General features: G+C 59.7%; 18 protein-coding genes and 2 pseudogenes. 10 read left to right on the forward strand and 10 right to left on the reverse strand.

Annotation, left to right across the window (positions count from 1 at the left end):
- Nucleotides 1-235: 235 nt before the first annotated feature.
- The gene (gene thpR, locus ACZZZ4_RS25545; protein WP_415762087.1) at nt 236-775 is read right to left on the reverse strand and encodes an RNA 2',3'-cyclic phosphodiesterase; all 540 of its coding nucleotides are present in this window, start codon (nt 773-775) and stop codon (nt 236-238) included.
- A gap of 108 nt (nt 776-883) precedes the next feature.
- Here thpR and ACZZZ4_RS25550 point away from each other — a divergent pair, with 108 nt between their 5' ends.
- Nucleotides 884-1,078, forward strand: coding sequence for a hypothetical protein (locus ACZZZ4_RS25550; protein WP_192553272.1), 195 nt, complete (start codon nt 884-886; stop codon nt 1,076-1,078).
- A gap of 43 nt (nt 1,079-1,121) precedes the next feature.
- Here the strand turns inward: ACZZZ4_RS25550 and cysG are convergent.
- From cysG to ftsK, 6 genes and pseudogenes are all read right to left on the reverse strand, one after another.
- Nucleotides 1,122-2,514, reverse strand: a pseudogene (gene cysG / locus ACZZZ4_RS25555) (siroheme synthase CysG).
- A complete protein-coding gene (serS, locus tag ACZZZ4_RS25560) occupies nt 2,515-3,795 on the reverse strand; it encodes a serine--tRNA ligase (RefSeq protein WP_039763296.1) in 1,281 nt (426 codons plus the stop codon). It lies immediately after the preceding pseudogene.
- A 15-nt stretch (nt 3,796-3,810) separates the two neighbouring features.
- Nucleotides 3,811-4,185 (reverse strand): fluoride efflux transporter CrcB, encoded by a 375-nt coding sequence (gene crcB, locus ACZZZ4_RS25565; protein ID WP_016775261.1) that lies wholly within the window; start codon nt 4,183-4,185, stop codon nt 3,811-3,813.
- Nucleotides 4,185-5,507, reverse strand: a complete 1,323-nt coding sequence (locus ACZZZ4_RS25570) for a replication-associated recombination protein A (protein WP_039763297.1) — start codon at nt 5,505-5,507, stop codon at nt 4,185-4,187. The genes crcB and ACZZZ4_RS25570 overlap by 1 nt, the downstream gene beginning before the upstream one ends.
- A 181-nt stretch (nt 5,508-5,688) precedes the next feature.
- Nucleotides 5,689-6,309: an outer membrane lipoprotein periplasmic chaperone LolA gene (lolA, locus tag ACZZZ4_RS25575; protein ID WP_042609224.1), complete on the reverse strand. Its 621-nt coding sequence runs from the start codon at nt 6,307-6,309 to the stop codon at nt 5,689-5,691.
- A 65-nt stretch (nt 6,310-6,374) separates the two neighbouring features.
- Nucleotides 6,375-8,783: a DNA translocase FtsK gene (gene ftsK, locus ACZZZ4_RS25580; protein ID WP_463549118.1), complete on the reverse strand. Its 2,409-nt coding sequence runs from the start codon at nt 8,781-8,783 to the stop codon at nt 6,375-6,377.
- Between the two features lie 522 nt (nt 8,784-9,305).
- Here ftsK and aat point away from each other — a divergent pair.
- From aat to infA, 3 genes are all read left to right on the forward strand, one after another.
- Nucleotides 9,306-9,986 carry a leucyl/phenylalanyl-tRNA--protein transferase gene (gene aat / locus ACZZZ4_RS25585; protein ID WP_463549119.1) on the forward strand — a complete coding sequence of 227 codons (681 nt, stop codon included), beginning with the start codon at nt 9,306-9,308 and terminating at the stop codon, nt 9,984-9,986.
- Nucleotides 9,987-10,044: 58 nt separating this feature from the next.
- Nucleotides 10,045-10,752 (forward strand): arginyltransferase, encoded by a 708-nt coding sequence (locus tag ACZZZ4_RS25590; RefSeq protein ID WP_039763302.1) that lies wholly within the window; start codon nt 10,045-10,047, stop codon nt 10,750-10,752.
- 112 nt (nt 10,753-10,864) lie between these two features.
- Nucleotides 10,865-11,083 (forward strand): translation initiation factor IF-1, encoded by a 219-nt coding sequence (gene infA, locus ACZZZ4_RS25595; RefSeq protein ID WP_002553999.1) that lies wholly within the window; start codon nt 10,865-10,867, stop codon nt 11,081-11,083.
- Nucleotides 11,084-11,715: 632 nt separating this feature from the next.
- Here infA and clpA read toward each other — a convergent pair.
- Together clpA and clpS are read right to left on the reverse strand one after the other, a co-directional pair.
- Nucleotides 11,716-13,986, reverse strand: a complete 2,271-nt coding sequence (gene clpA, locus ACZZZ4_RS25600; protein WP_039763303.1) for an ATP-dependent Clp protease ATP-binding subunit ClpA — start codon at nt 13,984-13,986, stop codon at nt 11,716-11,718.
- Between the two features lie 30 nt (nt 13,987-14,016).
- On the reverse strand, nt 14,017-14,400 hold the full coding sequence (gene clpS / locus ACZZZ4_RS25605; RefSeq protein ID WP_011334948.1) for an ATP-dependent Clp protease adapter ClpS: 384 nt from the start codon (nt 14,398-14,400) through the stop codon (nt 14,017-14,019).
- A 224-nt stretch (nt 14,401-14,624) separates the two neighbouring features.
- On the opposite strand from clpS, the gene cspD reads away from it, so the two are divergent.
- A complete protein-coding gene (cspD, locus tag ACZZZ4_RS25610; protein ID WP_080769441.1) occupies nt 14,625-14,912 on the forward strand; it encodes a cold shock domain-containing protein CspD in 288 nt (95 codons plus the stop codon).
- A gap of 74 nt (nt 14,913-14,986) precedes the next feature.
- Here the strand turns inward: cspD and icd are convergent, their stop codons facing one another.
- Nucleotides 14,987-16,243 (reverse strand): NADP-dependent isocitrate dehydrogenase, encoded by a 1,257-nt coding sequence (gene icd / locus ACZZZ4_RS25615; protein ID WP_039763304.1) that lies wholly within the window; start codon nt 16,241-16,243, stop codon nt 14,987-14,989.
- Between the two features lie 481 nt (nt 16,244-16,724).
- Between icd and ACZZZ4_RS25620 the strand changes: the two genes are divergently transcribed.
- From ACZZZ4_RS25620 to purB, 5 genes and pseudogenes are all read left to right on the forward strand, one after another.
- Entirely contained in the window at nt 16,725-18,950 is a 2,226-nt protein-coding gene (locus ACZZZ4_RS25620; protein WP_071172899.1) for an NADP-dependent isocitrate dehydrogenase, read from the forward strand.
- 203 nt (nt 18,951-19,153) lie between these two features.
- Entirely contained in the window at nt 19,154-19,600 is a 447-nt protein-coding gene (locus tag ACZZZ4_RS25625) for an NUDIX hydrolase (RefSeq protein ID WP_039763306.1), read from the forward strand.
- A gap of 59 nt (nt 19,601-19,659) precedes the next feature.
- Nucleotides 19,660-20,783, forward strand: a pseudogene (mnmA, locus tag ACZZZ4_RS25630) (tRNA 2-thiouridine(34) synthase MnmA).
- Nucleotides 20,780-21,403 (forward strand): high frequency lysogenization protein HflD, encoded by a 624-nt coding sequence (gene hflD, locus ACZZZ4_RS25635; RefSeq protein ID WP_039763308.1) that lies wholly within the window; start codon nt 20,780-20,782, stop codon nt 21,401-21,403. Before mnmA ends, hflD begins: the two are co-directional and overlap by 4 nt.
- 126 nt (nt 21,404-21,529) lie before the next feature.
- Nucleotides 21,530-22,900: an adenylosuccinate lyase gene (purB, locus tag ACZZZ4_RS25640; RefSeq protein ID WP_016987412.1), complete on the forward strand. Its 1,371-nt coding sequence runs from the start codon at nt 21,530-21,532 to the stop codon at nt 22,898-22,900.
- Nucleotides 22,901-22,945 lie beyond the last annotated feature (45 nt).

Raw genomic sequence — 22,945 nt, forward strand, 5'->3', positions numbered from 1 at the left:
GATTGATCGTTCCCACGCTCCGCGTGGGAATGCAGCCCGGACGCTCCGCGTCCCATTCGACGGCAGACGCAGAGCGTCCATTGACGCATTCCCACGCAGAGCGTGGGAACGATCTGCGCAACCCTTTCCGTTCACGCAGCGCCTTACCACCGCTGCCCCCTGCTCTGAACGGCCTCACCCGGCTCCCTCGGCTCGGGTGAATTTGCAGGCGCCTTCGGGCGCCTTTTTTGTCCGTTCAGACCAGCGGCCAGTCCTGCACAACCCGATAGCGGCCCTTGTGCGATTCGAACAGGGCGAAGCGTTCAGCGCGCAGAAAAAACTCCGGCGGGGTGCTCGCTTCTGGCTCTGGCGCGCGGTATTCGCGTGCCAAGGTCAGGTGCGGGCGAAACTCATGAGTGGGCTCGTCAAAACCGAACGGCAACATTGCCTGCTCCAGCGCGTAGACTAGGCGCAACAACGCCGGCGGTGCCTGCTCGGGCGCCAGCGACAACACACCGGCGCGATGCCAGACCTGCAATCGATCCAGCGCAAGCTGCAACGCTTCGCCCGGAATACGCACACTGCCTGCGGCTTCACAAACGCCGTGGATCTGCGCCAGCGGCACCGCCCCAAGAAACAGCAAAGTCAGATGAAAGTTATCCGCCGGCACCGGTTTACCGCTGCGCAAGCCCAGTTCCGAACGCCACTGGGCGATGGCTTTGCGCTGCGCCGGCGGGCAATCCAAAGCGAAAAACAGCCGTTTCGACGGTTCATCCTTGCGCACCCCATCAATCATTGCCCTGCCCCCCTTTTTCGTCATCATCGAGCCGATTCAACACAGCCTGTTCTGACGACTCGTGACAGGAAGCTATAGTTCAAGGATTGCCAACAACCGGAGGCTGCCATGCGCGAGATCCTCAGCAAAGAACCCTGGTGGGCCCGGCCACCAAATCCTGGACAGGACGAAAGCGAACTGGAATGGGGCTGGCTGGTGCATTACAACGAAGGCGAACCCCGCTTCGAATTCGTCCGCGAACGGCCAACCGACGAACAGATCCGCAACCGCAAGGGCTGTCGCATCACGCCGTCTGCCGAGTGACGCAAACCCGAGGTCGCCTGCCCGCAAAGCAGGCGACCCGGTTTCAGACCTGCGCCTGAGCCCCTTCGAACCACGCCAGTTTTTCGCGCAGCTGCACCACCTCGCCAACGATCACCAGTGTTGGCGCATGCACTTCATGCTCCGCCACCAGTCGCGGCAGGTCGGCCAGAGTGCCGGTAAAGACCCGCTGGTTGACCGTGGTGCCCTGCTGAATCAGTGCCGCCGGGGTATCCGCCGCACGACCATGCTTGATCAACTGCTCGCAGATGATCGGCAGGCCGACCAGGCCCATGTAGAACACCAGCGTCTGCGCCGGGGCGACAAGGTCGGCCCATGGCAGATCGGTAGAACCGTCCTTCAAGTGGCCAGTGACAAACCGCACGGATTGCGCGTGGTCACGATGGGTCAGCGGAATCCCGGCATACGCCGCGCAACCGCTGGCCGCCGTGATGCCTGGCACGACCTGGAATGGAATGCCGTGGGCTGCCAGTTCTTCGATCTCTTCGCCACCGCGGCCGAAGATGAACGGATCGCCGCCCTTCAACCGCACCACGCGCTTGCCGGCCTTGGCCAGATCGACCAGTTGCTGGTTGATCTGATCCTGCGGCACGGCGTGTTCGGAGCGACGCTTGCCGACATACACCCGCTCGGCGTCGCGACGGCACAACTCGAGAATCGCCGGCGCTACCAAGCGGTCGTAGAGCACCACATCGGCTTGCTGCATCAGCCGCAGCGCACGGAAGGTCAACAGATCCGGATCACCCGGACCGGCACCGACCAGATAAACCTCGCCCGTGGTGACCATGGGCTCGCCATCGACCTTGGCCTGCAACAGGCGCTCGGCTTCCGCGCCTTGCCCGGCCAGTTGGCGATCAGCGATCGGACCCTGAAAAACGTCTTCCCAGAAACCGCGACGCTGCTGCACATCCGGAAACAGGTTTTTCACCTGATGGCGGAAGCGCGCCGCGAGGCCGGCGAGCTGACCGTAAGTCGAGGGAATCCAGGTTTCAATCTTGGCGCGAATCAAGCGCGCCAATACCGGCGCATCGCCACCGCTGGAGACTGCAATGATCAACGGCGAGCGGTCGACAATTGCCGGGAAGATCACGCTGCACAAGGCCGGCGCATCCACCACATTGACCGGCACACAACGGCGGTGGGCGTCGGTGGAGACTTGCGCGTTGAGCGTTTCGTCGTCGGTCGCGGCAATGATCAGCCCGCAACCGTCCAGATCCGTTTCGGCGTAACCGCGCAACAGGCATTCACCGCCGCTGGCAGCGACCAGTTCAGCCAGTTGCGTTTCAATTTCAGGTGCGACCACCCGCAGCAGCGCACCGGCATCGGCCAGCAGGCGGGATTTGCGCAAGGCAATTTCCCCCACCGACAACCAACACACGACTGCCGCGCAGGTTGTGAAACAGCGGCAGATATTTCATTTAGCCGATGACCTCAAGGCCACCCATGTACGGCTTGAGCACGTCCGGCACGCGAATCGAACCGTCGGCCTGCTGGTAGTTTTCCAGCACTGCCACCAGAGTACGACCGACCGCCAGGCCGGAACCGTTCAAGGTGTGCACCAGCTCGGGCTTGCCGGTTTCCGGGTTGCGGAAACGCGCCTGCATGCGACGGGCCTGGAAGTCGCCGCAGTTGGAGCACGAGGAAATTTCGCGGTACTTGTCCTGGCTCGGAATCCACACTTCTAGGTCGTAGGTCTTGACCGCGCTGAAGCCCATGTCACCGGTGCACAGTGCCAGGGTGCGGTAAGGCAGGCCGAGCAGTTGCAGGACTTTTTCGGCGTTGGCGGTCAGGCCTTCCAGCGCTTGCATCGATTGCGACGGCTCGACGATCTGGACCATTTCGACTTTGTCGAACTGGTGCTGACGAATCATGCCGCGCGTATCCCGGCCCGACGCACCGGCTTCGCTGCGGAAGCACGGGGTGTGGGCGACGAACTTGATCGGCAGCAGTTTCGAATCGACGATTTCGCCGGCAACAATGTTGGTCAGTGACACTTCGGCCGTCGGGATCAGGTACAGATCGGCTTCACCTTCGCGGGCGATCTTGAACAGGTCTTCCTCGAATTTCGGCAGCTGGCCAGTGCCTTGCAGCGCCGGGGCCTGGACCAGGTAAGGCGTGTAAGCCTCTTCGTAGCCATGCTCGTTGACGTGCAGGTTGATCATGAACTGCGCCAGCGCGCGGTGCAGGCGGGCGATCGGACCCCGCAGCAAGGCGAAGCGTGCACCGGACAGCTTGGCGGCAGTTTCGAAATCCAGCCAGCCGAACTTCTCGCCGAGGGCGACGTGGTCTTTGACCTCGAAATCGAACTGGGTCGGCGTGCCCCAACGACGCACCTCGACGTTGTCGTCTTCGTCCTTGCCGACCGGGACCGACTCATGCGGCAGGTTGGGAATACCGAGCAGGATCGAATCCAGTTCGGTCTGGATCGCGTCCAGCTCGACCTTGCCAGCGCTCAGTTCGCCCGCCATGCGCTCGACATCTGCCATCAACGGCGCGATGTCTTCGCCACGCTGCTTGGCCTGGCCGATGGATTTGGAACGCGCGTTACGCTCAGCCTGCAGTGCTTCGGTGCGGGTCTGGACGGTCTTGCGCTGTTCTTCCAGCGCTTCGATGCGCGCGGTGTCCAGGGCAAAGCCACGGGAAGCCAAGCGGTCCGCTACGTCCTGAAGGTTGCTACGTAACAGTTTGGAATCGAGCATGTCGGTTTCTCGTTATCAAAGTTTGGTCAGGGACAGGCCGGCCCACGTGGCGAGCAGCCCGCCGAATACGCTGAGTGCCGCATAGCCAAGGGCCAGCAGCACTTGCCCGCTTTCCAGCAGGCGCACCGTATCCAGTGAAAAGGATGAAAAAGTCGTCAGCCCCCCGAGGAAGCCGACCATCAACCCGGCACGCACCTCGATCGGCACCTCCGGGCGTATCAAAAACAGGCCGTACAACACGCCGATCAACAGGCAGCCCACGATATTAACGGCCAGCGTCGCGGTATAGAAGTGCCGCGGCCAATTGGCGCTGACCCAATTACCCGTGGCGAAGCGCAACAACGTGCCGGCAACACCGCCGACCGACACTGCAAGGATCAATGGGACCACTATTTTCTCCGCTGCCGAGGGCTCAGACGATCGAGTTGTGCGAGGTGATTGAGCTTCTCGCCGATCTTCAACTCCAGGCCACGGGGCACTGGCTGATAGAACGCAATCGGCTCGAGTTCTTCCGGAAAATAGTCTTCACCGGCGGCATAGGCGTCGGGCTCGTCATGGGCGTAGCGGTACTCGTCGCCATAACCCAATTGTTTCATCAGCTTGGTCGGAGCATTGCGCAGGTGCAGCGGCACTTCCAGCGAACCGTTTTCGGCAGCGGCGCGCAGTGCGGTTTTGAAGCCCATGTACACCGCGTTGCTTTTCGGTGCACAGGCCAGATAAGTGATGGCCTGGGCGACCGCCAATTCGCCCTCGGGGCTGCCGAGACGCTCCTGCACTTCCCACGCCGCCAGGCACAGGCTCAGCGCACGCGGGTCGGCGTTGCCGATGTCTTCGCTGGCCATGCGCACCACGCGCCGCGCCAGATACAGCGGATCACAGCCGCCGTCGATCATCCGCGCAAACCAGTACAGCGCGCCGTCGGGGTTGGAGCCGCGCACCGATTTGTGCAGCGCCGAGATCTGGTCGTAGAACGCCTCGCCGCCCTTGTCGAAACGTCGCCGGGTATCGCCGAGCAGGCTTTGCAGCAGCTCGGTGCCGATTTCGCTGTTGTCTTCAGCCAGATCGGAGGCGTTCTCCAGCAGATTGAGCAGACGCCGGCCATCGCCATCAGCGGCGGACAGCAGCATCTGGAAACCCTCATCGCTCAGGGTCAGGTTACGCTTGCCCAGGCCGCGCTCTTCGGTGAGTGCGCGGTGCACCAGTTTACGCAGCGCCGCTTCGTCGAGGCTTTTCAACACGTACACACGGGCACGTGACAACAAGGCGTTGTTGAGTTCGAAAGATGGGTTTTCGGTGGTGGCGCCGATGAAGATCAGCGTGCCGTCTTCAACGTATGGCAGAAAGGCGTCCTGCTGCGACTTGTTGAAGCGGTGTACTTCGTCGACAAACAGGATCGTGCGTTTGCCGTACTGGCCGGCCTGCTGCTTGGCAATCTCGACGGCCTGGCGGATTTCCTTGACGCCGGCGAGCACCGCCGAGACCGTTTCGAAGTGCGCATCAGAGACTTCCGCGAGCAAGCGCGCCAGAGTGGTCTTGCCCACGCCCGGCGGCCCCCAGAAGATCATCGAATGCAGCGCGCCCTGCTCCAGCGCCTCGCGCAGAGGCTTGCCGCGAGCGAGCACGTGCTCCTGACCGACGTACTCATCCAGATTGGCCGCCCGCAGACGCGCGGCCAAGGGTTGGGCAATCGGTGCACTGCGAAACAGATCCATCACGTAGCGTTGAAACCTCTGATTTTCTGAAATCTGCTGAAGAACCTGTGGTGAGGGGATTTATCCCCGTTGGGCTGCGAAGCGGCCCCAAAAGCGACGACTGCTCGGCAGCCGGACGGGGATAAATCCCCTCGCCACAATAGCCCCTCAATAGCAGGCCCTCACCACAAAGGGCCGGTGTTTATTCCTGGATGACGTCGGCACCCTTTGGAATGTCGAACTTGAATTTCGACGCCGGCACCGCTTCGTTGGCCTTGACCCCGGTAAACAGGATATTCGTACGCTGGCCGACGCTGTCAATCAGTTGCATGTCATTGAGCAGGCCGTTGCGGAACGACAGGCGCAGGTTGTCGAACAGGGTGTCCTTGGTTTTTGGCTTGAGGGTGAAGTCGATCACGCCGCCCGCCTCTTTCGCGCTGATATCGAAGCTCTGGCTGATCTTCGAGACATCGCCGGACAGCAGCAGCGCAGGGGTTTGGGTCAGACGCTCGTCGAGCTTCTTGATGGTGGCCTGCTCCAGGTCCGGGTCCCAAAGGGTGACTTTCTTGCCATCAGAGACCATGGTCTGCTCGGCTGGCGCGTTGGTGTGCCAGTAGAACAGGCCCGGACGCTGCAGAGTCATGTTGCCGGTGGTTTCCTGCAACTGGGTGCCGCCGCCGTCGAGGGTCAACTGCGAGAAGTTGGCCGACAGGGTTTTCGATGTTTCGAGCAATTGGGTCAGACGCGCCACATCCTTTTCATCGGCGTGGGCCGTGAGTGTGGTCAGCGCCAGTACTGGCAACAGCATGCGGATAAGGCGCATGAGAGTCCTCTTGAATACTCGTGGGAGAGTGGCGGAACGTCATTGTCCCGCCTCTTGCTTGTGAATCAGTCGCGTACCGGGCCCGGGGCCAGGACTTCACGCGAACCGTTGGTGTTCATTGAGGTGACGACGCCGGCCATCTCCATCGCCTCGATCATCCGCGCAGCGCGGTTGTAACCGATCTTCAGCTTGCGCTGAACAGCGGAAATTGACGCGCGACGGCTTTCGAGGACGAACTGCACCGCTTCGTCATACAGCGCGTCGGCTTCCGGATCATCACCGTCGCCACCACCACTGCTGCCTTCAAAGCCGCTGCCCGCCTCTTCGACACCGTTGAGGATGTCGTCGTTGTATTCCGGCGCGCCGCGCAGCTTCCACGCTTCGACCACGCGGTGAACCTCATCGTCGGAGACGAATGCGCCGTGCACGCGGATCGGCAGACTGGTGCCCGGCGGCATGTAAAGCATGTCACCGTGACCGAGCAGTTGCTCGGCGCCACCCTGATCGATGATCGTCCGCGAGTCGATCTTGCTCGACACCTCGAACGCCATCCGAGTCGGGATGTTGGCCTTGATCAGACCGGTGATCACGTCCACCGAAGGGCGCTGGGTCGCGAGGATCAAGTGAATCCCCGCCGCACGCGCCTTCTGGGCGATACGGGCGATCAGTTCTTCAACCTTCTTACCGACGATCATCATCATGTCGGCGAATTCGTCGACCACCACGACGATGGTCGGCAGTTTCTGCAGCAATGGCGCTTCGTCGTGAATGCTTTCGCGCTTGTACAGCGGATCGCTCAACGGCTCGCCGGCCTCCTGGGCTTCCTTGACCTTGGCGTTGAAGCCGGACAGGTTACGCACGCCCATCTTGGCCATCAGCTTGTAGCGACGCTCCATCTCGGCAACGCTCCAGCGCAAGGCGTTGGCCGCGTCCTTCATGTCGGTCACAACCGGGCAGAGCAGGTGCGGGATACCCTCGTAGATCGACAGTTCGAGCATTTTCGGGTCGATCATGATCAGCTTGGCGTCGTCCGGGCCGGACTTGAACAGGATCGACAGGATCATCGCGTTCACGCCCACCGATTTACCGGAACCGGTAGTACCGGCCACCAGGAGGTGCGGCATCTTCGCCAAGTCCGTGATGACCGGCTTGCCGCCGATATCGTGACCGAGCGCCAGGGTGACCGGCGATTTGAAGTTGTCGTACTCGGGCGTCGACAGCACCTCGGAGAAGCGCACGATCTGGCGGTCTTCGTTGGGAATTTCGATACCGACAGTGGTCTTGCCCGGAATCACCTCGACCACCCGCACACTGGTCACTGCCAGCGAACGCGCCAGGTCTTTGGCCAGGTTGGCGATGCGGCTGACCTTCACGCCGGCAGCCGGCTGAATTTCGTAACGGGTAATCACCGGGCCAGGGTGGATCGAATCCACGGTGACTTCGACGCCGAATTCCTTGAGCTTGATTTCCAGCAAGTGGCCGACCGCTGCCAAGGATTCAGGCGAATAGTTGAGCTGTTTCTTTTCCGCAGGATCAAGAATCGAAATCGGCGGCAAGGTGCCTTCGACCGCGCTGTCGACGAACAACGGCGCCTGCTTCTCTTTCTGTACGCGCTTGCTCGGCTCCTGCGCCTTCGCCGGTGCCGGCGCGATCACCGGTGGCACCTGCTTCTCGCGGTCGGACATGTGCTTGCTCAGCGCTTGCTCGCGCTCGATCAGGCGTTCCTTGACCTTGGCCTGTTCACGCTTGTCAGTGACAGTCGGTGCGACCACATCGTGGACGCGGTCATCGACTTCACGCAGTTGCGCCACCAGTTGCTTGCGCTCGGTGCGCGCCGACCACCAGCGATTGAGCGCGCCCTGGAACAGTTCGAACAGATCGAGGGTGATCTTGCCGGTGACGTCCATCACCTTGAACCACGACAAGTCGGTAAATACGGTGAGGCCGAACAGGAACAGCGCGATGAACAGCAGCGTGCTGCCCTGAATGTTCAGCGCATTCTTTGCCAGATCGCCAAGGCTTTCGCCCAGGGCACCGCCAGCGCCGGCAGGCAGGCCGGTCGCGGCATGGAAATGAATGTGCGCCAGCGCAGCACCGGAAAGCACCAAAAACACCAGACCGATCAGGCGCCAGGAGAAAAGCCAGCCGCTCCACTGCCACGGTTCATGGCGTTGACGGAAAATCTGGTACGCCTTGACCGCCAGCAGCAACGGAAAGATATAGGCGAAGTAACCGAGCACCATGAACAGGATATCGGCGCTGTACGAGCCGGCCGGACCGCCAAAATTCTGCACATCATCGATCTTGCTGTTATGGCTCCAGCCCGGATCGTCCTTGCCGTAGGTCAGCAAAGCCATCATCAGGAACAGGCACAAGGCGCCAATGGCGATCAATGCACCTTCCTTGAGCCGGTAGTGCAGTTGCTGGCGCCAGAGCGGAACGACTGTTTTGGGTGCTTCGGTGGTCTTCTTCAAAACGCTTCTTTTCCTGCGCCCGAGGCGCGTCCATCTATTGAATGACGATAAAAAACTGCCCAATCCAGGCAGGTAAAAAAGGTGAAAAGCTCAACTGAGACTACTTTTAACACTGTGCCACTGGTTTTATAAACACAGCCATAAACACTGTGCACAGCGAAAAGCCCGTCACAACCCGGCATTGTACGGGTTTGTGCGCCCGATGCCATGCTTGAGAGCAGAGCCTTGAGCATAGCCAAACGGATGCGAATTGCGTTGCAATTGGAGCATGCATTGTCTTTTGTGACAAAGGCTTATGACGTGTATTTGATGAACGTAGCGAGGCCGGCCGAATCCGCTGGACGGAATATGGACAGGCATCGATACGGTGACGCTTACGACCACGGACGACACATCAAGTTGCAGCTCAATGCTCACTCCATCCAACATAGGTGCAGGACATCGGCGGCGTTTCGCGGCAAACTCTTCCACGGGGTCTTTACGCTCCCCTGACCGCCCTCCCCTTCTGCAAGCCCGGATGCCATGCTGACTTGGTTACAACGTAATTCCCTGACCTTTCCGCCCCTGGAAAAAGCCATGCGCGAGCCGAACGGATTGCTCGCTGCCGGCGGCGATCTGTCCGCCGACCGTCTGATTCAGGCCTATCGCCATGGCTGCTTTCCCTGGTTCTCCGAAGGCCAACCCATTCTCTGGTGGTCGCCAGACCCTCGCACCGTGCTTTTCCCCGACGAACTGCACGTCTCGCGCAGTCTTGCCAAATTGCTGCGCAAGCAACGCTATCAAGTGACATTCGATCAGGATTTCGACGCCGTCATCCGCGCCTGCGCTGCACCGCGTGATTACGCCGACGGCACCTGGATCACCGAGGCCATGCAGGATGCTTACGTAGAACTGCATCGACGCGGCTTCGCTCATTCGGTTGAGGTCTGGAACGATGGACAACTGGTGGGCGGCCTGTACGGCCTGGCGATGGGCCAATTGTTTTTCGGCGAGTCGATGTTCAGCCGCGCCGACAACGCTTCCAAATACGGCTTCGCCACGCTGGTGCAGCATTTGAAAGCAGCCGGTTTTGTGTTGATCGATTGCCAGATGCCGACGGATCACCTGCACAGCCTCGGTGCGCGGTCGATTCCGCGCGGCGAATTCGCCGCCTATCTGCAGCGCCATCTCGATCAACCGAATTCGGCGACCTGGGTTTGCTGAGCGACTTTTGCGCAGGTGGCTTACACTTAATCCACCAGCTTATCCCGAGGGTTGATTCATGACCGAGTTGGCGCGATTGAAGTTCTATGCCACTCAGCCCCACTCTTGCAGTTATCTGCCCGAGGAGCAGGCCACGACGCTGTTTCTCGACCCGAGTCAGCCCATGGATGTGCACGTCTACGCAGATCTGTCGGAAATGGGCTTTCGTCGCAGCGGCGATCACCTGTACCGGCCGCATTGCCAGAATTGCAATGCGTGCGTGCCTGCGCGCATTCCTTCCGCTCAGTTCATCGCCAACCGTCAGCAGAAGCGTATCTTCAAGCGCAACGCCGATCTGCAGGTGCAGCCGGTCAAGCCGCAATTCAGCGAAGAATATTTCGACCTGTACCAGCGCTACATCGAACAGCGGCACGCCGACGGCGACATGTACCCGCCGAGCCGTGACCAGTTCTCGACGTTCCTGGTGCGTGACCTGCCCTTCTCGCGCTTCTACGAGTTTCGACTCGACGGACGGTTGCTCGCGGTGGCGGTCACCGATCTGCTGCCCAACGGCCTGTCTGCGGTGTATACGTTCTACGAACCAAACGAAGAACGCCGCAGCCTCGGTCGTTACGCGATCCTCTGGCAAATCGCCGAGAGCCAGCGTCTGGGCCTTGAGGCGGTGTATCTGGGTTACTGGATCAAGAACTGCAAAAAGATGAACTACAAGACGCAATATCGGCCCATCGAATTGCTGATCAATCAGCGCTGGGTCGTCCTGAACTGAACCTGCGGCCTAAACCCCTTGGCGTAAACACCATTTTTCGGGCACAATGCACGCCGCTTTTGCCTGGCGCAGTTGCACCGGGCCATTCATTGGATACCGAGGGCTTTACTGCATGTCGAAAGAAGACAGCTTCGAAATGGAAGGCACTGTCGTCGACACCCTGCCCAACACCATGTTTCGTGTGGAGTTGGAAAATGGGCACGTCGTAACCGCGCATATTTCCGGCAAGATGCGCAAGAACTACATTCGTATTCTTACCGGTGACAAAGTGCGCGTCGAGCTGACGCCCTATGATTTGAGCAAAGGGCGGATCACTTACCGCGCTCGTTAATCAAGTCAATACAGAACGCCCGGGTTATGCCGGGCGTTTTTGTGTCTGGGTTTTGAGGTTTTGGGGCTGGCGGTTTCGCACTTACAGCATGCAAATCAAAAGATCGCAGCCTTCGGCAGCTCCTACGCTTGGATAGCTTGAATTCGATAGAAACGGGTTGACCAGCAGGCCGCCTTCGCGAGCAGGCTCGCTCCCACAGAAAAGCGAAAGCAAAGTCAAAAGATCGTCCGATCGCGGCCCGAGCCTTCGGCAGCTCCTACACAATGAGCGTTAGCTCGAGTGCTTTTGATCTTGATCCACGGGTGACGTCGGGAGGCTGAGCGGAGGGACTTATCCGGGCGTGGGAGCGCAGCGACCGTCTGGCGCAGCCAGACACAGCGGAAGGAGGTGCAGCGAAGCAAACCGTAGCCGCTGCGCCCGGATCAGTCCCGGAGCGAAGGAACCCGAGCCTGCGAGGGCCGAACGCAGGAGCAAGCGTTTTTTGCTTACTTTTTTAGGCGTTTGTAAAAAAGTGAGTCGCCGTAAGGGCGAAACCCTAAGCAGCCGTAACCGCAGCAACGGATATGCACCTAAAACCACTAAACAACGAGCAACAAAAAGGCGCCCGAAGGCGCCCTCTTGATCCACAGCCGTCAGGCCATCTCTGCCGTAGTTTCGAAGTCAAACGTCAACTCCCCGTCCTTGATGTCGATGTGCACCACACCGCCATGCTCGGCCAGTTCGCCAAACAGAATCTCCTCCGCCAACGGACGCTTGATCTTGTCCTGGATCAGACGCGCCATCGGACGTGCGCCCATCGCCGAATCGTAACCCCCGGCCGCCAGCCAGCTGCGCGCCGCATCGGTAACTTCGAGCAACACGCGCTTGTCTTCCAGCTGCGCCTGAAGCTCGGTGAGGAACTTGTCCACCACGCTTTTGATGACCTCATGGCTGAGGCGACCAAACTGGATAATGGTGTCCAGACGGTTGCGGAATTCCGGCGTGAAACTCTTCTTGATCACTTCCATCGCATCAGACGAGTGATCCTGATGGGTGAAACCGATCGAAGCCCGCGCGGCCGTTTCGGCACCGGCGTTGGTGGTCATGATCACGATCACGTTGCGGAAGTCCGCCTTGCGCCCATTGTTATCGGTCAGCGTACCGTGGTCCATGACCTGCAGCAGCAGGTTGAAGACTTCCGGATGCGCCTTCTCGATCTCATCGAGCAGCAATACGCAATGCGGCTGCTTGGTGATCGCTTCGGTCAACAGGCCGCCCTGGTCGAAACCGACATAACCCGGAGGCGCACCGATCAGACGCGATACGGTATGACGCTCCATGTACTCGGACATGTCGAAACGCACCAGTTCAATACCCAGCGCTTTGGCCAACTGACGCGCAGCCTCGGTTTTACCGACACCGGTAGGCCCTGCGAACAGGAACGAACCGACCGGCTTGTCCGGCGACTTGAGCCCGGCACGGGACAGCTTGATCGCGGTCGACAGCGAATCGATTGCCGCGTCCTGACCAAATACCGTCAGTTTCAGGTCACGCTCCAGGTTACGCAGCAGCTCCTTGTCGGAACTGGTGACGTGCTTCGGCGGAATCCGCGCGATTTTCGCGACGATGTCTTCGACCTGTGGCACATCGATACGCTTGACGCGCATCTCCACCGGCTGCAGACGCTGGTAGGCGCCCGCCTCGTCGATCACGTCGATAGCCTTGTCCGGCATGTGCCGATCATTGATATAGCGCGACGCCAGTTCGGCGGCGGCACGCAATGACTCATCGCTGTACTCGATGCTGTGATGCTGCTCGAAGCGCCCTTTCAGGCCACGCAGGATACCGATGGTGTCTTCCACCGACGGCTCTACGACATCGACCTTCTGGAAACGACGGGCCAAGGCGCGGTCCTTCTCGAAGATGCCGCGGAATTCCTGGAACGTGGTCGAACCGATGCAGCGAATGTCGCCAGACGACAGCAGCGGCTTGAGCAGGTTGGACGCGTCCATCACGCCACCCGACGCAGCGCCCGCACCGATGATGGTGTGGATCTCGTCGATGAACAGGATCGCCTGCGGACGTTTTTTCAGTTCATTGAGCAGTGCCTTGAAGCGCTTCTCGAAATCACCGCGATACTTGGTGCCCGCGAGCAGAGCGCCAAGATCGAGCGAATAAACAACCGCATTGGCCAGCAGATCCGGCACCTGATTGTCGACGATGCGCTTGGCCAGGCCTTCGGCAATCGCGGTTTTACCCACGCCTGCTTCACCGACCAGCAGCGGATTGTTCTTACGCCGGCGCGCGAGAATCTGCGCGACACGCTCGACTTCCGATTCACGGCCGACCAGCGGATCGATGCGACCCTGGCGCGCAAGTTCGTTGAGGTTGCTGGCATAAGCATCCAGAGGATTGCCTGAAGAAGAAGACTCACCGCCCTCGTCGTCCTGCATATCTTGTTCACCTTCAGAGTGATCGCCATGCCCCGGCACTTTCGAAATGCCGTGGGCGATGTAGTTGACGACATCAATGCGCGCCACGCTCTGCTGTTTCAGCAGGAACACGGCCTGACTCTCTTGCTCACTGAAGATGGCGACCAGCACGTTGGCGCCGGTCACTTCGCGCTTGCCCGAGCTCTGTACGTGGAAAACAGCACGCTGCAGGACACGCTGGAAGCCCAGGGTTGGCTGGGTTTCGCGATCCTCGTCATGCACGGGGATCAATGGCGTGGTGGAGTCGATGAACTCCTGCAGATCATGCTTGAGTTTGTCGAGGTTTGCGCCGCAGGCACGCAAAACGGTGGCGGCAGCCTCATTATCCAATAGGGCCAGCAGGAGATGTTCGACGGTCATGAATTCATGACGCTTCGAACGAGCCTCCTTGAAGGCTAGATTGAGGGTGACTTCGAGCTCGCGGTTTAACATAGCTTCACCTCATACCCAAGTGGTCGGCGATTAACCGTCCTTCTCGATTTCACAGAGTAGCGGATGCTGGCTTTCCCTGGCGTACTGGTTGACCTGCATGGCCTTTGTCTCGGCGATGTCGCGGGTAAACACTCCACATACTGCCCGGCCTTCTGTATGGACGGCCAGCATGACCTTGGTCGCCAGCTCGCGATTCAGGTTAAAAAACACCTCGAGCACTTCGACGACGAAATCCATCGGTGTGTAGTCATCGTTGAACAAAACCACCTTGTACATCGGCGGCGCCTGTAACGCGGGCTTTGCTTCCTGAACAGCAACGCCTGCCGAATCGTCGTCGTGCTCCTGTGGAAGATCCTTTTGGAGAAGCGGGCGATCCTGATTGAATGTTAGTCGAATCTGGCTGATTGCATGCATGGAAAAAAAGGTTCGTCAGTTGTGCGAATACAGTGGTGGGGGCGGTTGCACACGTTTTCAACTACGACTGCCCGGTCACCTTGACTATCGGGAAAACGGTGTTACAACCAATAGAGCCCACAGTGGGTAAAAAAGATCCGCGGAGTCAATTCTTTTATCGAATTCGATTGCGGATGTCGTGGATGATACTCCAGCGATGGAGTCTGTTGCAGAGGGATTTGAGCATGGCTGTCGGCAAGGTGAAATGGTTCAACAATGCCAAGGGGTACGGCTTCATCATTGAGGATGGCAAGTCGGAAGACCTGTTTGCGCATTACACGGCGATCAAGATGGATGGATATAAGACCCTTAAGGCCGGGCAAGCCGTGAAATTTGACATCATCCAAGGGCCAAAGGGCCTGCATGCAATCGAAATTCACAACGTCGTCATTGCAGCGCCCGACCCGGCTGTCGGCGGTGCAGTCGGCGCCGCTGCTGCGGCCGCCGCTGCCACGGCCAAAGCGATGAGCTGACTCATTTCCACCTGAACATCAGCCACAAAAAAACCGCCTGAAAATTCAGGCGGTTTTTTTTGGTTGTCCGCGTTTTACATATGCGAAATCAACGCATCGCCGAACCCCGAAGACGAAACCAGCTTGGCCCCATCCATCAAACGCTCGAAATCATAAGTAACAGTCTTCGCGCTGATCGCACCGTTGGTGCCCTTGATGATCAGGTCCGCCGCTTCGGTCCAGCCCATATGACGCAACATCATCTCTGCCGAGAGAATCAGCGAGCCCGGGTTGACCTGGTCCTTGCCGGCATATTTTGGCGCGGTACCGTGGGTCGCTTCGAACATCGCCACGGTATCGGAGAGGTTGGCGCCCGGCGCAATACCGATACCACCGACTTCTGCCGCCAGGGCATCGGACAGATAGTCACCGTTGAGGTTGAGCGTAGCGATCACATCGTATTCGGCCGGACGCAGCAGGATCTGCTGGAGCATGGCGTCGGCGATAGCGTCCTTGACCACAACGTTCTTGCCGGTTTTCGGGTTTTTGAACTGCATCCACGGACCGCCGTCGAGCAGGGTCGCGCCGAATTCTTCGGCCGCCACTTCATAGGCCCATTCCTTGAAGGCACCCTCGGTGAACTTCATGATGTTGCCTTTGTGCACGATGGTCAGCGAGTCGCGATCATTGTCGACCACGTATTGCAGGGCTTTACGCGCCAGACGCTTGGTCCCTTCGCGCGATACCGGCTTGACGCCGATGCCGCAGTTTTCGTCGAAACGGATCTTGGTGACGCCCATTTCTTCTTTAAGGAATTTGATGACCTTGGTGGCTTCCGGCGAACCGGCCTTCCACTCGATACCGGCGTAGATGTCTTCGGAGTTCTCGCGGAAAATGGTCATGTCGACGTCGCCGGGTTTTTTCACCGGGCTCGGCACGCCTTCGAACCAGCGCACCGGGCGCAGGCAGACGTACAGGTCGAGCTGCTGACGCAGGGCCACGTTCAGCGAGCGGATGCCGCCACCGACCGGGGTGGTCAGCGGGCCTTTGATGGAAACCACGTAATCCTTGACTGCGTCGAGGGTTTCCTGCGGCAGCCAGGTGTCCTGGTCATAAACCTGAGTGGCTTTTTCGCCGGCGTAGACTTCCATCCAGGAAATCTTGCGCTTGCCGCCGTAGGCCTTTTCAACAGCAGCATCGACAACCTTGATCATCACCGGACTGATGTCGACACCAATACCGTCACCTTCGATGAAGGGGATGATCGGGTTATCAGGAACATTGAGAGAATGGTCTGCATTGACAGTGATTTTGTCACCGACGGCTGGAACCTGAATCTTCTTGTAACCCATGCTGAACTCCATTGTTTGGATTGAACACCTGGCTTGCTTCGAGCGTAACCCAGTTGTATCAACACGCAAACCCTATGTTCCGCCGCCGCGCACATCTCGTTTCGTACAAGCCTGAAAGCAAAGGGAAAAGCGCCAAACTCCAGTATTCGTAACGAGTCCTTGCCCGATGCCGCCCTGCGACCTTTAGACCAATGGACGAGAATCGTTGCATATGAACCATCGGCAGATTGCCAGCTACCTATGTATAATGCCGCCCGCTGACCACAGGGTCACGACGGCTGGCCTCTCTAGCACGAGACTTTCCGCCTGATTGGTCGGGTTGTTACCGCAGCCTGACTGCTTGACGCTCTACTGATGCACCCAACATCACCGCGAAGAATCTCGACATTCGGTTCATGGATGACTTTGAACGAACGCGCTTACCCGGCGCCCCTCGAGTTTCTGCGCACGCTTTAGCAAAGAAGAGAGAGTTAATCCGAATATGCCCACCCGCTCGAAGATCATCTATACCTTCACCGACGAAGCTCCTGCCCTCGCCACCTATTCCCTGCTGCCGATCATCGAGGCTTACACCGCCTCGGCCGATATCGCCGTGGAAACCCGCGATATCTCTCTTGCAGCGCGCATCCTGGCAAGCTTCCCCGAGCAACTGGGCGACAAAGCCGTAGCCGACCACCTCGCCGAACTGGGCGACCTGGCCGTTACGCCTGAAGCCAACATCATCAAGCTGCCGAACATCAGTGCTTCGGTGCCGCAACTGCAAGCCGCGATCAAAGAGCTGCAGGCGCAGGGCTACAACCTGCCGGACTACCCGGAAACCGTGACCAGCGACGCCGACAAAGACGCCAAGGCGCGTTACGACAAGGTCAAGGGCAGCGCCGTGAACCCGGTTCTGCGTGAAGGCAACTCCGACCGCCGCGCTCCGCTGTCGGTGAAGAACTACGCACGCAAGCACCCGCACAAAATGGGCGCCTGGGCCAAAGACTCCAAGTCCCACGTTGCGCACATGAGCACCGGCGATTTCTACGGCAGCGAAAAAGCTGTCCTGATCGACGCCGCTGACGCTGTGAAGATCGAACTGATCGCCAAAGACGGTGCTGCCACCGTTCTGAAAGAAAAAACCACCGTTCAGGCTGGCGAGATCCTCGACTGCGCCGTGATGAGCAAAAACGCCCTGCGTGCGTTCATCGCTGCCGAAATCGAAAGTGCCAAGGCCCAGGGCGTGCTGCTCTCGGTGCACTTGAAAGCGACCATGATGAAGGTCTCCGACCCGATCATGTTCGGCCAGATCGTTGCCGAGTTCTATAAAGACGCACTGACCAAGCACGCTGACGTGCTGAACCAGATCGGCTTCAACCTGAACAACGGCATCGGCGATCTGTACGCGCGCATCAAGGCCCTCCCGGCCGAGCAGCAAGCGCAGATCGAAGCCGATATCGCCGCGGTCTACGCCGTTCGTCCGTCGCTGGCGATGGTCAACTCCGACAAGGGCATCACCAACCTGCACGTGCCGAGCGACGTCATCGTCGACGCCTCGATGCCAGCGATGATCCGTGACTCCGGCAAGATGTGGGGCACCGACGGCCAGCTGCACGACACCAAGGCGGTGATCCCGGATCGCTGCTACGCGACCATCTACCAGGCCGTGATCGAAGATTGCAAAGCCAACGGCGCTTTCGACCCGACCACCATGGGCAGCGTGCCGAACGTCGGTCTGATGGCGAAGAAAGCCGAAGAGTACGGTTCCCACGACAAGACTTTCCAGATCAAGGCAGACGGCGTTGTTCGCGTCACCGACAGCAAAGGCAAGCTGCTGATGGAGCAGGCTGTCGAAGCCGGCGATATCTTCCGCATGTGCCAGACCAAAGACGCGCCGATCCAGGACTGGGTCAAACTGGCCGTCAACCGTGCTCGCGCGAGCAGCACGCCGGCGATCTTCTGGCTCGACCCGATGCGCGCCCACGATGGCGTAGTGATCGAGAAGGTTCAGGCGTACCTGAAGGATCACGACACCAGCGGTCTGGACATCCAGATCATGGCGCCGGTCGATGCGATGAAGTACACCCTGCAGCGCACCCGCGAAGGCAAGGACACCATTTCGGTGACCGGCAACGTACTGCGCGACTACCTGACCGACCTGTTCCCGATCATGGAACTGGGCACCAGCGCCAAGATGCTGTCGATCGTGCCGCTGATGAACGGCGGTGGTCTGTTCGAAACCGGCGCTGGCGGTTCGGCGCCGAAGCACGTGCAGCAACTGGTTGAAGAGAACTTCCTGCGCTGGGATTCGCTGGGTGAATTCCTCGCCCTCGCCGCTTCCCTTGAGCATCTGGGCGTGAACTACAACAACCCGAAAGCGCTGGTGCTGTCGAAAACCCTGGACCAGGCCACCGGCCAGTTCCTCGACAACAACAAGTCGCCATCGCGTAAAGTCGGCAATATCGACAACCGCGGCAGCCACTTCTACCTGGCGATGTACTGGGCTCAGGCCCTGGCGGCCCAGACTGAAGACGCGGCACTGCAAGCGCAGTTCGCGACGCTGGCGAAAACCCTGACCGAGAACGAAGCAACCATCGTTGCCGAACTCAACGCCGTTCAGGGCAAGCCAGTCGACATCGGTGGTTACTACCACGCCGACGCCGAGCTGATCAGCAAGGCCATGCGCCCAAGCGCAACCTTCAACGCGGCGATCGCTGCGCTGGTTTAAGGTTGTAATGCGGTAAACAGACCCCGGCCTTGTGCCGGGGTTTGTGTTTCCGGGTTTTGTGATCACCACAAAACTTTGTGGGAGCTGGCTTGCCAGCGATGGCAGTTTATCATCCAGCATGGATGGTGACTGAACCACCGCTATCGCTGGCAAGCCAGCTCCCACAGGGATTGGGGTTTAACCAACAGATTGAGGAAGGTTTCATGGAATGGCTCCCCCACATCACCGTCGCCACCATCGTCGAGGACAACGGCCGTTTTCTGATGGTTGAAGAGCACAAGGGCGGGCGCAATGTGCTCAACCAGCCCGCCGGCCATCTCGATCCGGATGAAACCCTGATCGACGCGGCGATTCGCGAAACCCTCGAAGAAACCGGTTGGGACGTCGAACCCACCGGCGTGATCGGCATTTATCTGTATACCGCGCCGAGCAACGGCGTGACTTACCAGCGCATATGCTTCAGCGCCAAAGCCGTGCAGCATCACCCGGATTACCAACTCGACGACGGCATCGTCGGCGCCAAGTGGCTGACCCGCGACGAATTAGTCGCCCAGCGCGACAACTGGCGCAGCGAGCTGATCATCCGTTGCATCGACGATTATCTGGCCGGTCATCACTTCAGCCTCGAACTGATCCGCCCTTCTCTTTAGCCTTGCGGCCGCGAGCCTGATAGAATCGCGCCCTTTTCCAAGACACTCATTGAATCCCTATGCGTGATCCAGCCCCTTCTGACACATCCAAGAAGCGCGTCATTGTCGGCATGTCCGGCGGCGTGGACTCTTCCGTTTCTGCCCTTCTGCTGATCGAGCAGGGTTACGAAGTGGAAGGCCTGTTCATGAAGAACTGGGAAGAAGACGACGGAACGGAATACTGCACCGCCATGGACGACCTGGCGGATGCTCAGGCTGTCTGCGACAAGATTGGCATCAAGCTGCACACCGCCAACTTCGCGGCCGAGTACTGGGACAATGTGTTCGAGCACTTCCTCGCCGAATACAAGGCCGGACGCACACCAAACCCGGACATCCTGTGTAACCGCGAGATCAAGTTCAAAGCGTTCCTCGACTACGCGATGATGCTCGGCGCTGACCTGATCGCCACCGGCCACTACGTGCGCCGCCGCGACATCGGTGGCCGCACCGAACTGCTCAAGGGCCTCGATCCGAACAAGGATCAGAGCTACTTCCTGCACGCCGTCGGCGGCGAACAGATCGCCAAGACCCTGTTCCCGGTCGGCGAGCTGGAAAAGCCTGAAGTCCGCGCGATTGCCGAGAAGTACGAACTGGCCACCGCCAAGAAGAAGGATTCCACCGGGATCTGCTTCATCGGCGAGCGCCGCTTCAGCGATTTCCTCAAGCAATACCTGCCGGCACAACCGGGTGAGATCAAGACCACCGAAGGCGAAGTCATCGGCCGTCACCACGGCTTGATGTACCACACCATCGGCCAGCGCCAGGGCCTCGGCATCGGCGGTTTGAAAGATGCCGGCGATGAGCCGTGGTACGTGCTGCGCAAGGATCTGCAGACCAACGAGCTGATCGTCGGCCAAGGCAACAACCATCCGTGGCTGTTCTCCAGCGCCCTGCTCGCGTCGGAAATCTACTGGGTCAACCCGATCGACCTGAGCCAGCCGCTGCGCCTGACGGCAAAAGTGCGTTACCGCCAGAGCGATCAGGCCTGCACCCTGGAAAAACCGCCAGCGGTTATCGCGCCGTGTTCGACGAACCGCAACGCGCGGTGACGCCGGGCCAGTCGGTCGTTTTCTATGACGGCGAAATCTGCCTCGGCGGCGGCGTGATCGAAGTAGCCGAGCCGTGGAGCAGTCAGGCATGAGCCCGACTCAGGAGCAACTGACAGCGCTGGGTGGTGTGTTTCTCGCCGCCGTGCTGGTGGATCGCATCGCCAAGACCGGCCAGACCAACGAGGCCGGCCTGAGCTGCATGCTCGGCAGCCTGCTGGTGCGGGATCCGAAAGATACGCTGGACGTGTACGGTGGCGATGACATCAATTTGCGCGAGGGTTATCGCGCGCTGATTGGCGCACTGGAGCGCGACCCAAGCACTCTGCAGCGCGAACCATTGCGCTACGCGCTGTCGATGCTCGGTCTGGAGCGGCAATTGGCGAAGCGTGACGACATGCTCGAGACGATTGCCAAACGCCTGCCGCAGATTCAGTCACAGGTGGAGCATTTTGGCCCGGCTCATGAAAACGTCGTCGCCGCTTGCGGTGCGTTGTATCAGGACACGTTGAGCACCCTGCGCCAACGCATTCAGGTGCACGGCGACATGCGCAACCTGCAGCAGCCGAGCAACGCCTCGAAGATCCGCGCGCTGCTGCTCGCGGGTATCCGCTCGGCGCGCCTGTGGCGTCAGCTCGGGGGTCATCGCTGGCAGCTGGTGATCAGCCGCCGCAAGTTGCTCAAAGAGCTCTATCCGTTGATGCGCAGCGAGTAAACGCCGCGTCATGAAGGCTTTGTAGTCTGTCACGCGTAATACGCCGGTCAGTTGGCGACGGACCGGCGGATTTTTTCATGTATGATACGCGCCCCATTTCGTTGCCCGACTGTCCGAGAACACCCCATGCAGCTCTCTTCGCTCACTGCGGTTTCCCCTGTTGACGGCCGCTACGCCGGCAAAACCCAGGCCCTGCGCCCGATTTTCAGCGAGTACGGCCTGATCCGTGCCCGCGTTCTGGTTGAAGTGCGCTGGCTCCAGCGCCTGGCCGCCCACGCTGGTATCCCTGAAGTACCGGCCTTCTCCGCCGAGGCCAACGCCGTTCTCAACGAACTGGCTGAAAACTTCTCGCTGGAGCACGCCGAGCGCGTCAAAGAAATCGAGCGCACCACCAACCACGACGTGAAAGCGATCGAATACCTGCTCAAGGAGCAGGCGGCCAAGCTGCCGGAGCTGGCCAAGGTCAGCGAATTCATCCACTTTGCCTGCACCAGCGAAGACATCAACAACCTGTCCCACGCCTTGATGCTGCGTGAAGGCCGTGACGACGTGATGCTGCCGCTGATGCGTCAGACCGCCAACGCCATCCGCGAACTGGCCATCCGTTTCGCCGACGTGCCGATGCTGTCGCGCACCCACGGCCAGCCGGCTTCGCCGACCACTCTGGGTAAAGAACTGGCCAACGTGGTTTACCGTCTCGAGCGCCAGATCGCTCAGGTCGCTGCCGTGCCGCTGCTGGGCAAGATCAACGGCGCCGTCGGCAACTACAACGCGCATCTGTCGGCCTACCCGCAGATCGACTGGGAAGCCAACGCCCGCGCCTTCATCGAAGACGAGCTGGGCCTGGGCTTCAACCCGTACACCACGCAGATCGAACCGCACGACTACATCGCCGAACTGTTCGACGCGATCGCACGCTTCAACACCATCCTGATCGACTTCGACCGCGACATCTGGGGCTATATCTCCCTGGGTTATTTCAAGCAGCGCACCATCGCAGGCGAAATCGGTTCGTCGACCATGCCGCACAAGGTCAACCCGATCGACTTCGAAAACTCCGAAGGCAACTTGGGTATCGCCAACGCACTGTTCCAGCACCTGGCGAGCAAACTGCCGATTTCCCGCTGGCAGCGCGACCTGACCGACTCCACCGTACTGCGCAACCTCGGTGTCGGCTTCGCCCACAGCGTGATCGCTTACGAAGCCAGCCTCAAAGGCATTAGCAAACTCGAGCTCAACGAGCAGAAGATTGCCGCTGACCTCGACGCTTGCTGGGAAGTCCTGGCCGAGCCGATCCAGACCGTGATGCGTCGCTACAACATCGAAAACCCGTACGAAAAGCTGAAAGAACTGACCCGTGGCAAGGGCATCAGCCCTGAAGCACTGCAGACTTTCATCGATGGCCTGGACATGCCAGCGCAAGCCAAAGCCGAGCTCAAGCAACTGACCCCGGCCAACTACATCGGCAACGCTGTGGCACAAGCCAAACGCATCTGATCGACCGTTTGCCCCGTTTGAGACGCCCGGCCGCGCCGGGCGTTT

The organism is Pseudomonas sp. AC252 (assembly GCF_979258105.1).

What these genes read in the sequence shown, in the direction of transcription:
- cspD (WP_080769441.1), top strand. Translation starts at nt 14,625, where the DNA reads ATGGCTGTCGGCAAGGTGAAATGGTTCAACAATGCCAAGGGGTACGGC.
- ACZZZ4_RS25625 (WP_039763306.1), top strand. Translation starts at nt 19,154, where the DNA reads ATGGAATGGCTCCCCCACATCACCGTCGCCACCATCGTCGAGGACAAC.
- icd (WP_039763304.1), bottom strand. Translation starts at nt 16,243, where the DNA reads ATGGGTTACAAGAAGATTCAGGTTCCAGCCGTCGGTGACAAAATCACT.
- lolA (WP_042609224.1), bottom strand. Translation starts at nt 6,309, where the DNA reads ATGCGCCTTATCCGCATGCTGTTGCCAGTACTGGCGCTGACCACACTC.
- ACZZZ4_RS25550 (WP_192553272.1), top strand. Translation starts at nt 884, where the DNA reads ATGCGCGAGATCCTCAGCAAAGAACCCTGGTGGGCCCGGCCACCAAAT.
- infA (WP_002553999.1), top strand. Translation starts at nt 10,865, where the DNA reads ATGTCGAAAGAAGACAGCTTCGAAATGGAAGGCACTGTCGTCGACACC.
- aat (WP_463549119.1), top strand. Translation starts at nt 9,306, where the DNA reads ATGCTGACTTGGTTACAACGTAATTCCCTGACCTTTCCGCCCCTGGAA.
- hflD (WP_039763308.1), top strand. Translation starts at nt 20,780, where the DNA reads ATGAGCCCGACTCAGGAGCAACTGACAGCGCTGGGTGGTGTGTTTCTC.
- purB (WP_016987412.1), top strand. Translation starts at nt 21,530, where the DNA reads ATGCAGCTCTCTTCGCTCACTGCGGTTTCCCCTGTTGACGGCCGCTAC.
- ACZZZ4_RS25570 (WP_039763297.1), bottom strand. Translation starts at nt 5,507, where the DNA reads ATGGATCTGTTTCGCAGTGCACCGATTGCCCAACCCTTGGCCGCGCGT.
- clpA (WP_039763303.1), bottom strand. Translation starts at nt 13,986, where the DNA reads ATGTTAAACCGCGAGCTCGAAGTCACCCTCAATCTAGCCTTCAAGGAG.
- serS (WP_039763296.1), bottom strand. Translation starts at nt 3,795, where the DNA reads ATGCTCGATTCCAAACTGTTACGTAGCAACCTTCAGGACGTAGCGGAC.
- ACZZZ4_RS25590 (WP_039763302.1), top strand. Translation starts at nt 10,045, where the DNA reads ATGACCGAGTTGGCGCGATTGAAGTTCTATGCCACTCAGCCCCACTCT.
- ACZZZ4_RS25620 (WP_071172899.1), top strand. Translation starts at nt 16,725, where the DNA reads ATGCCCACCCGCTCGAAGATCATCTATACCTTCACCGACGAAGCTCCT.
- thpR (WP_415762087.1), bottom strand. Translation starts at nt 775, where the DNA reads ATGATTGATGGGGTGCGCAAGGATGAACCGTCGAAACGGCTGTTTTTC.
- clpS (WP_011334948.1), bottom strand. Translation starts at nt 14,400, where the DNA reads ATGCATGCAATCAGCCAGATTCGACTAACATTCAATCAGGATCGCCCG.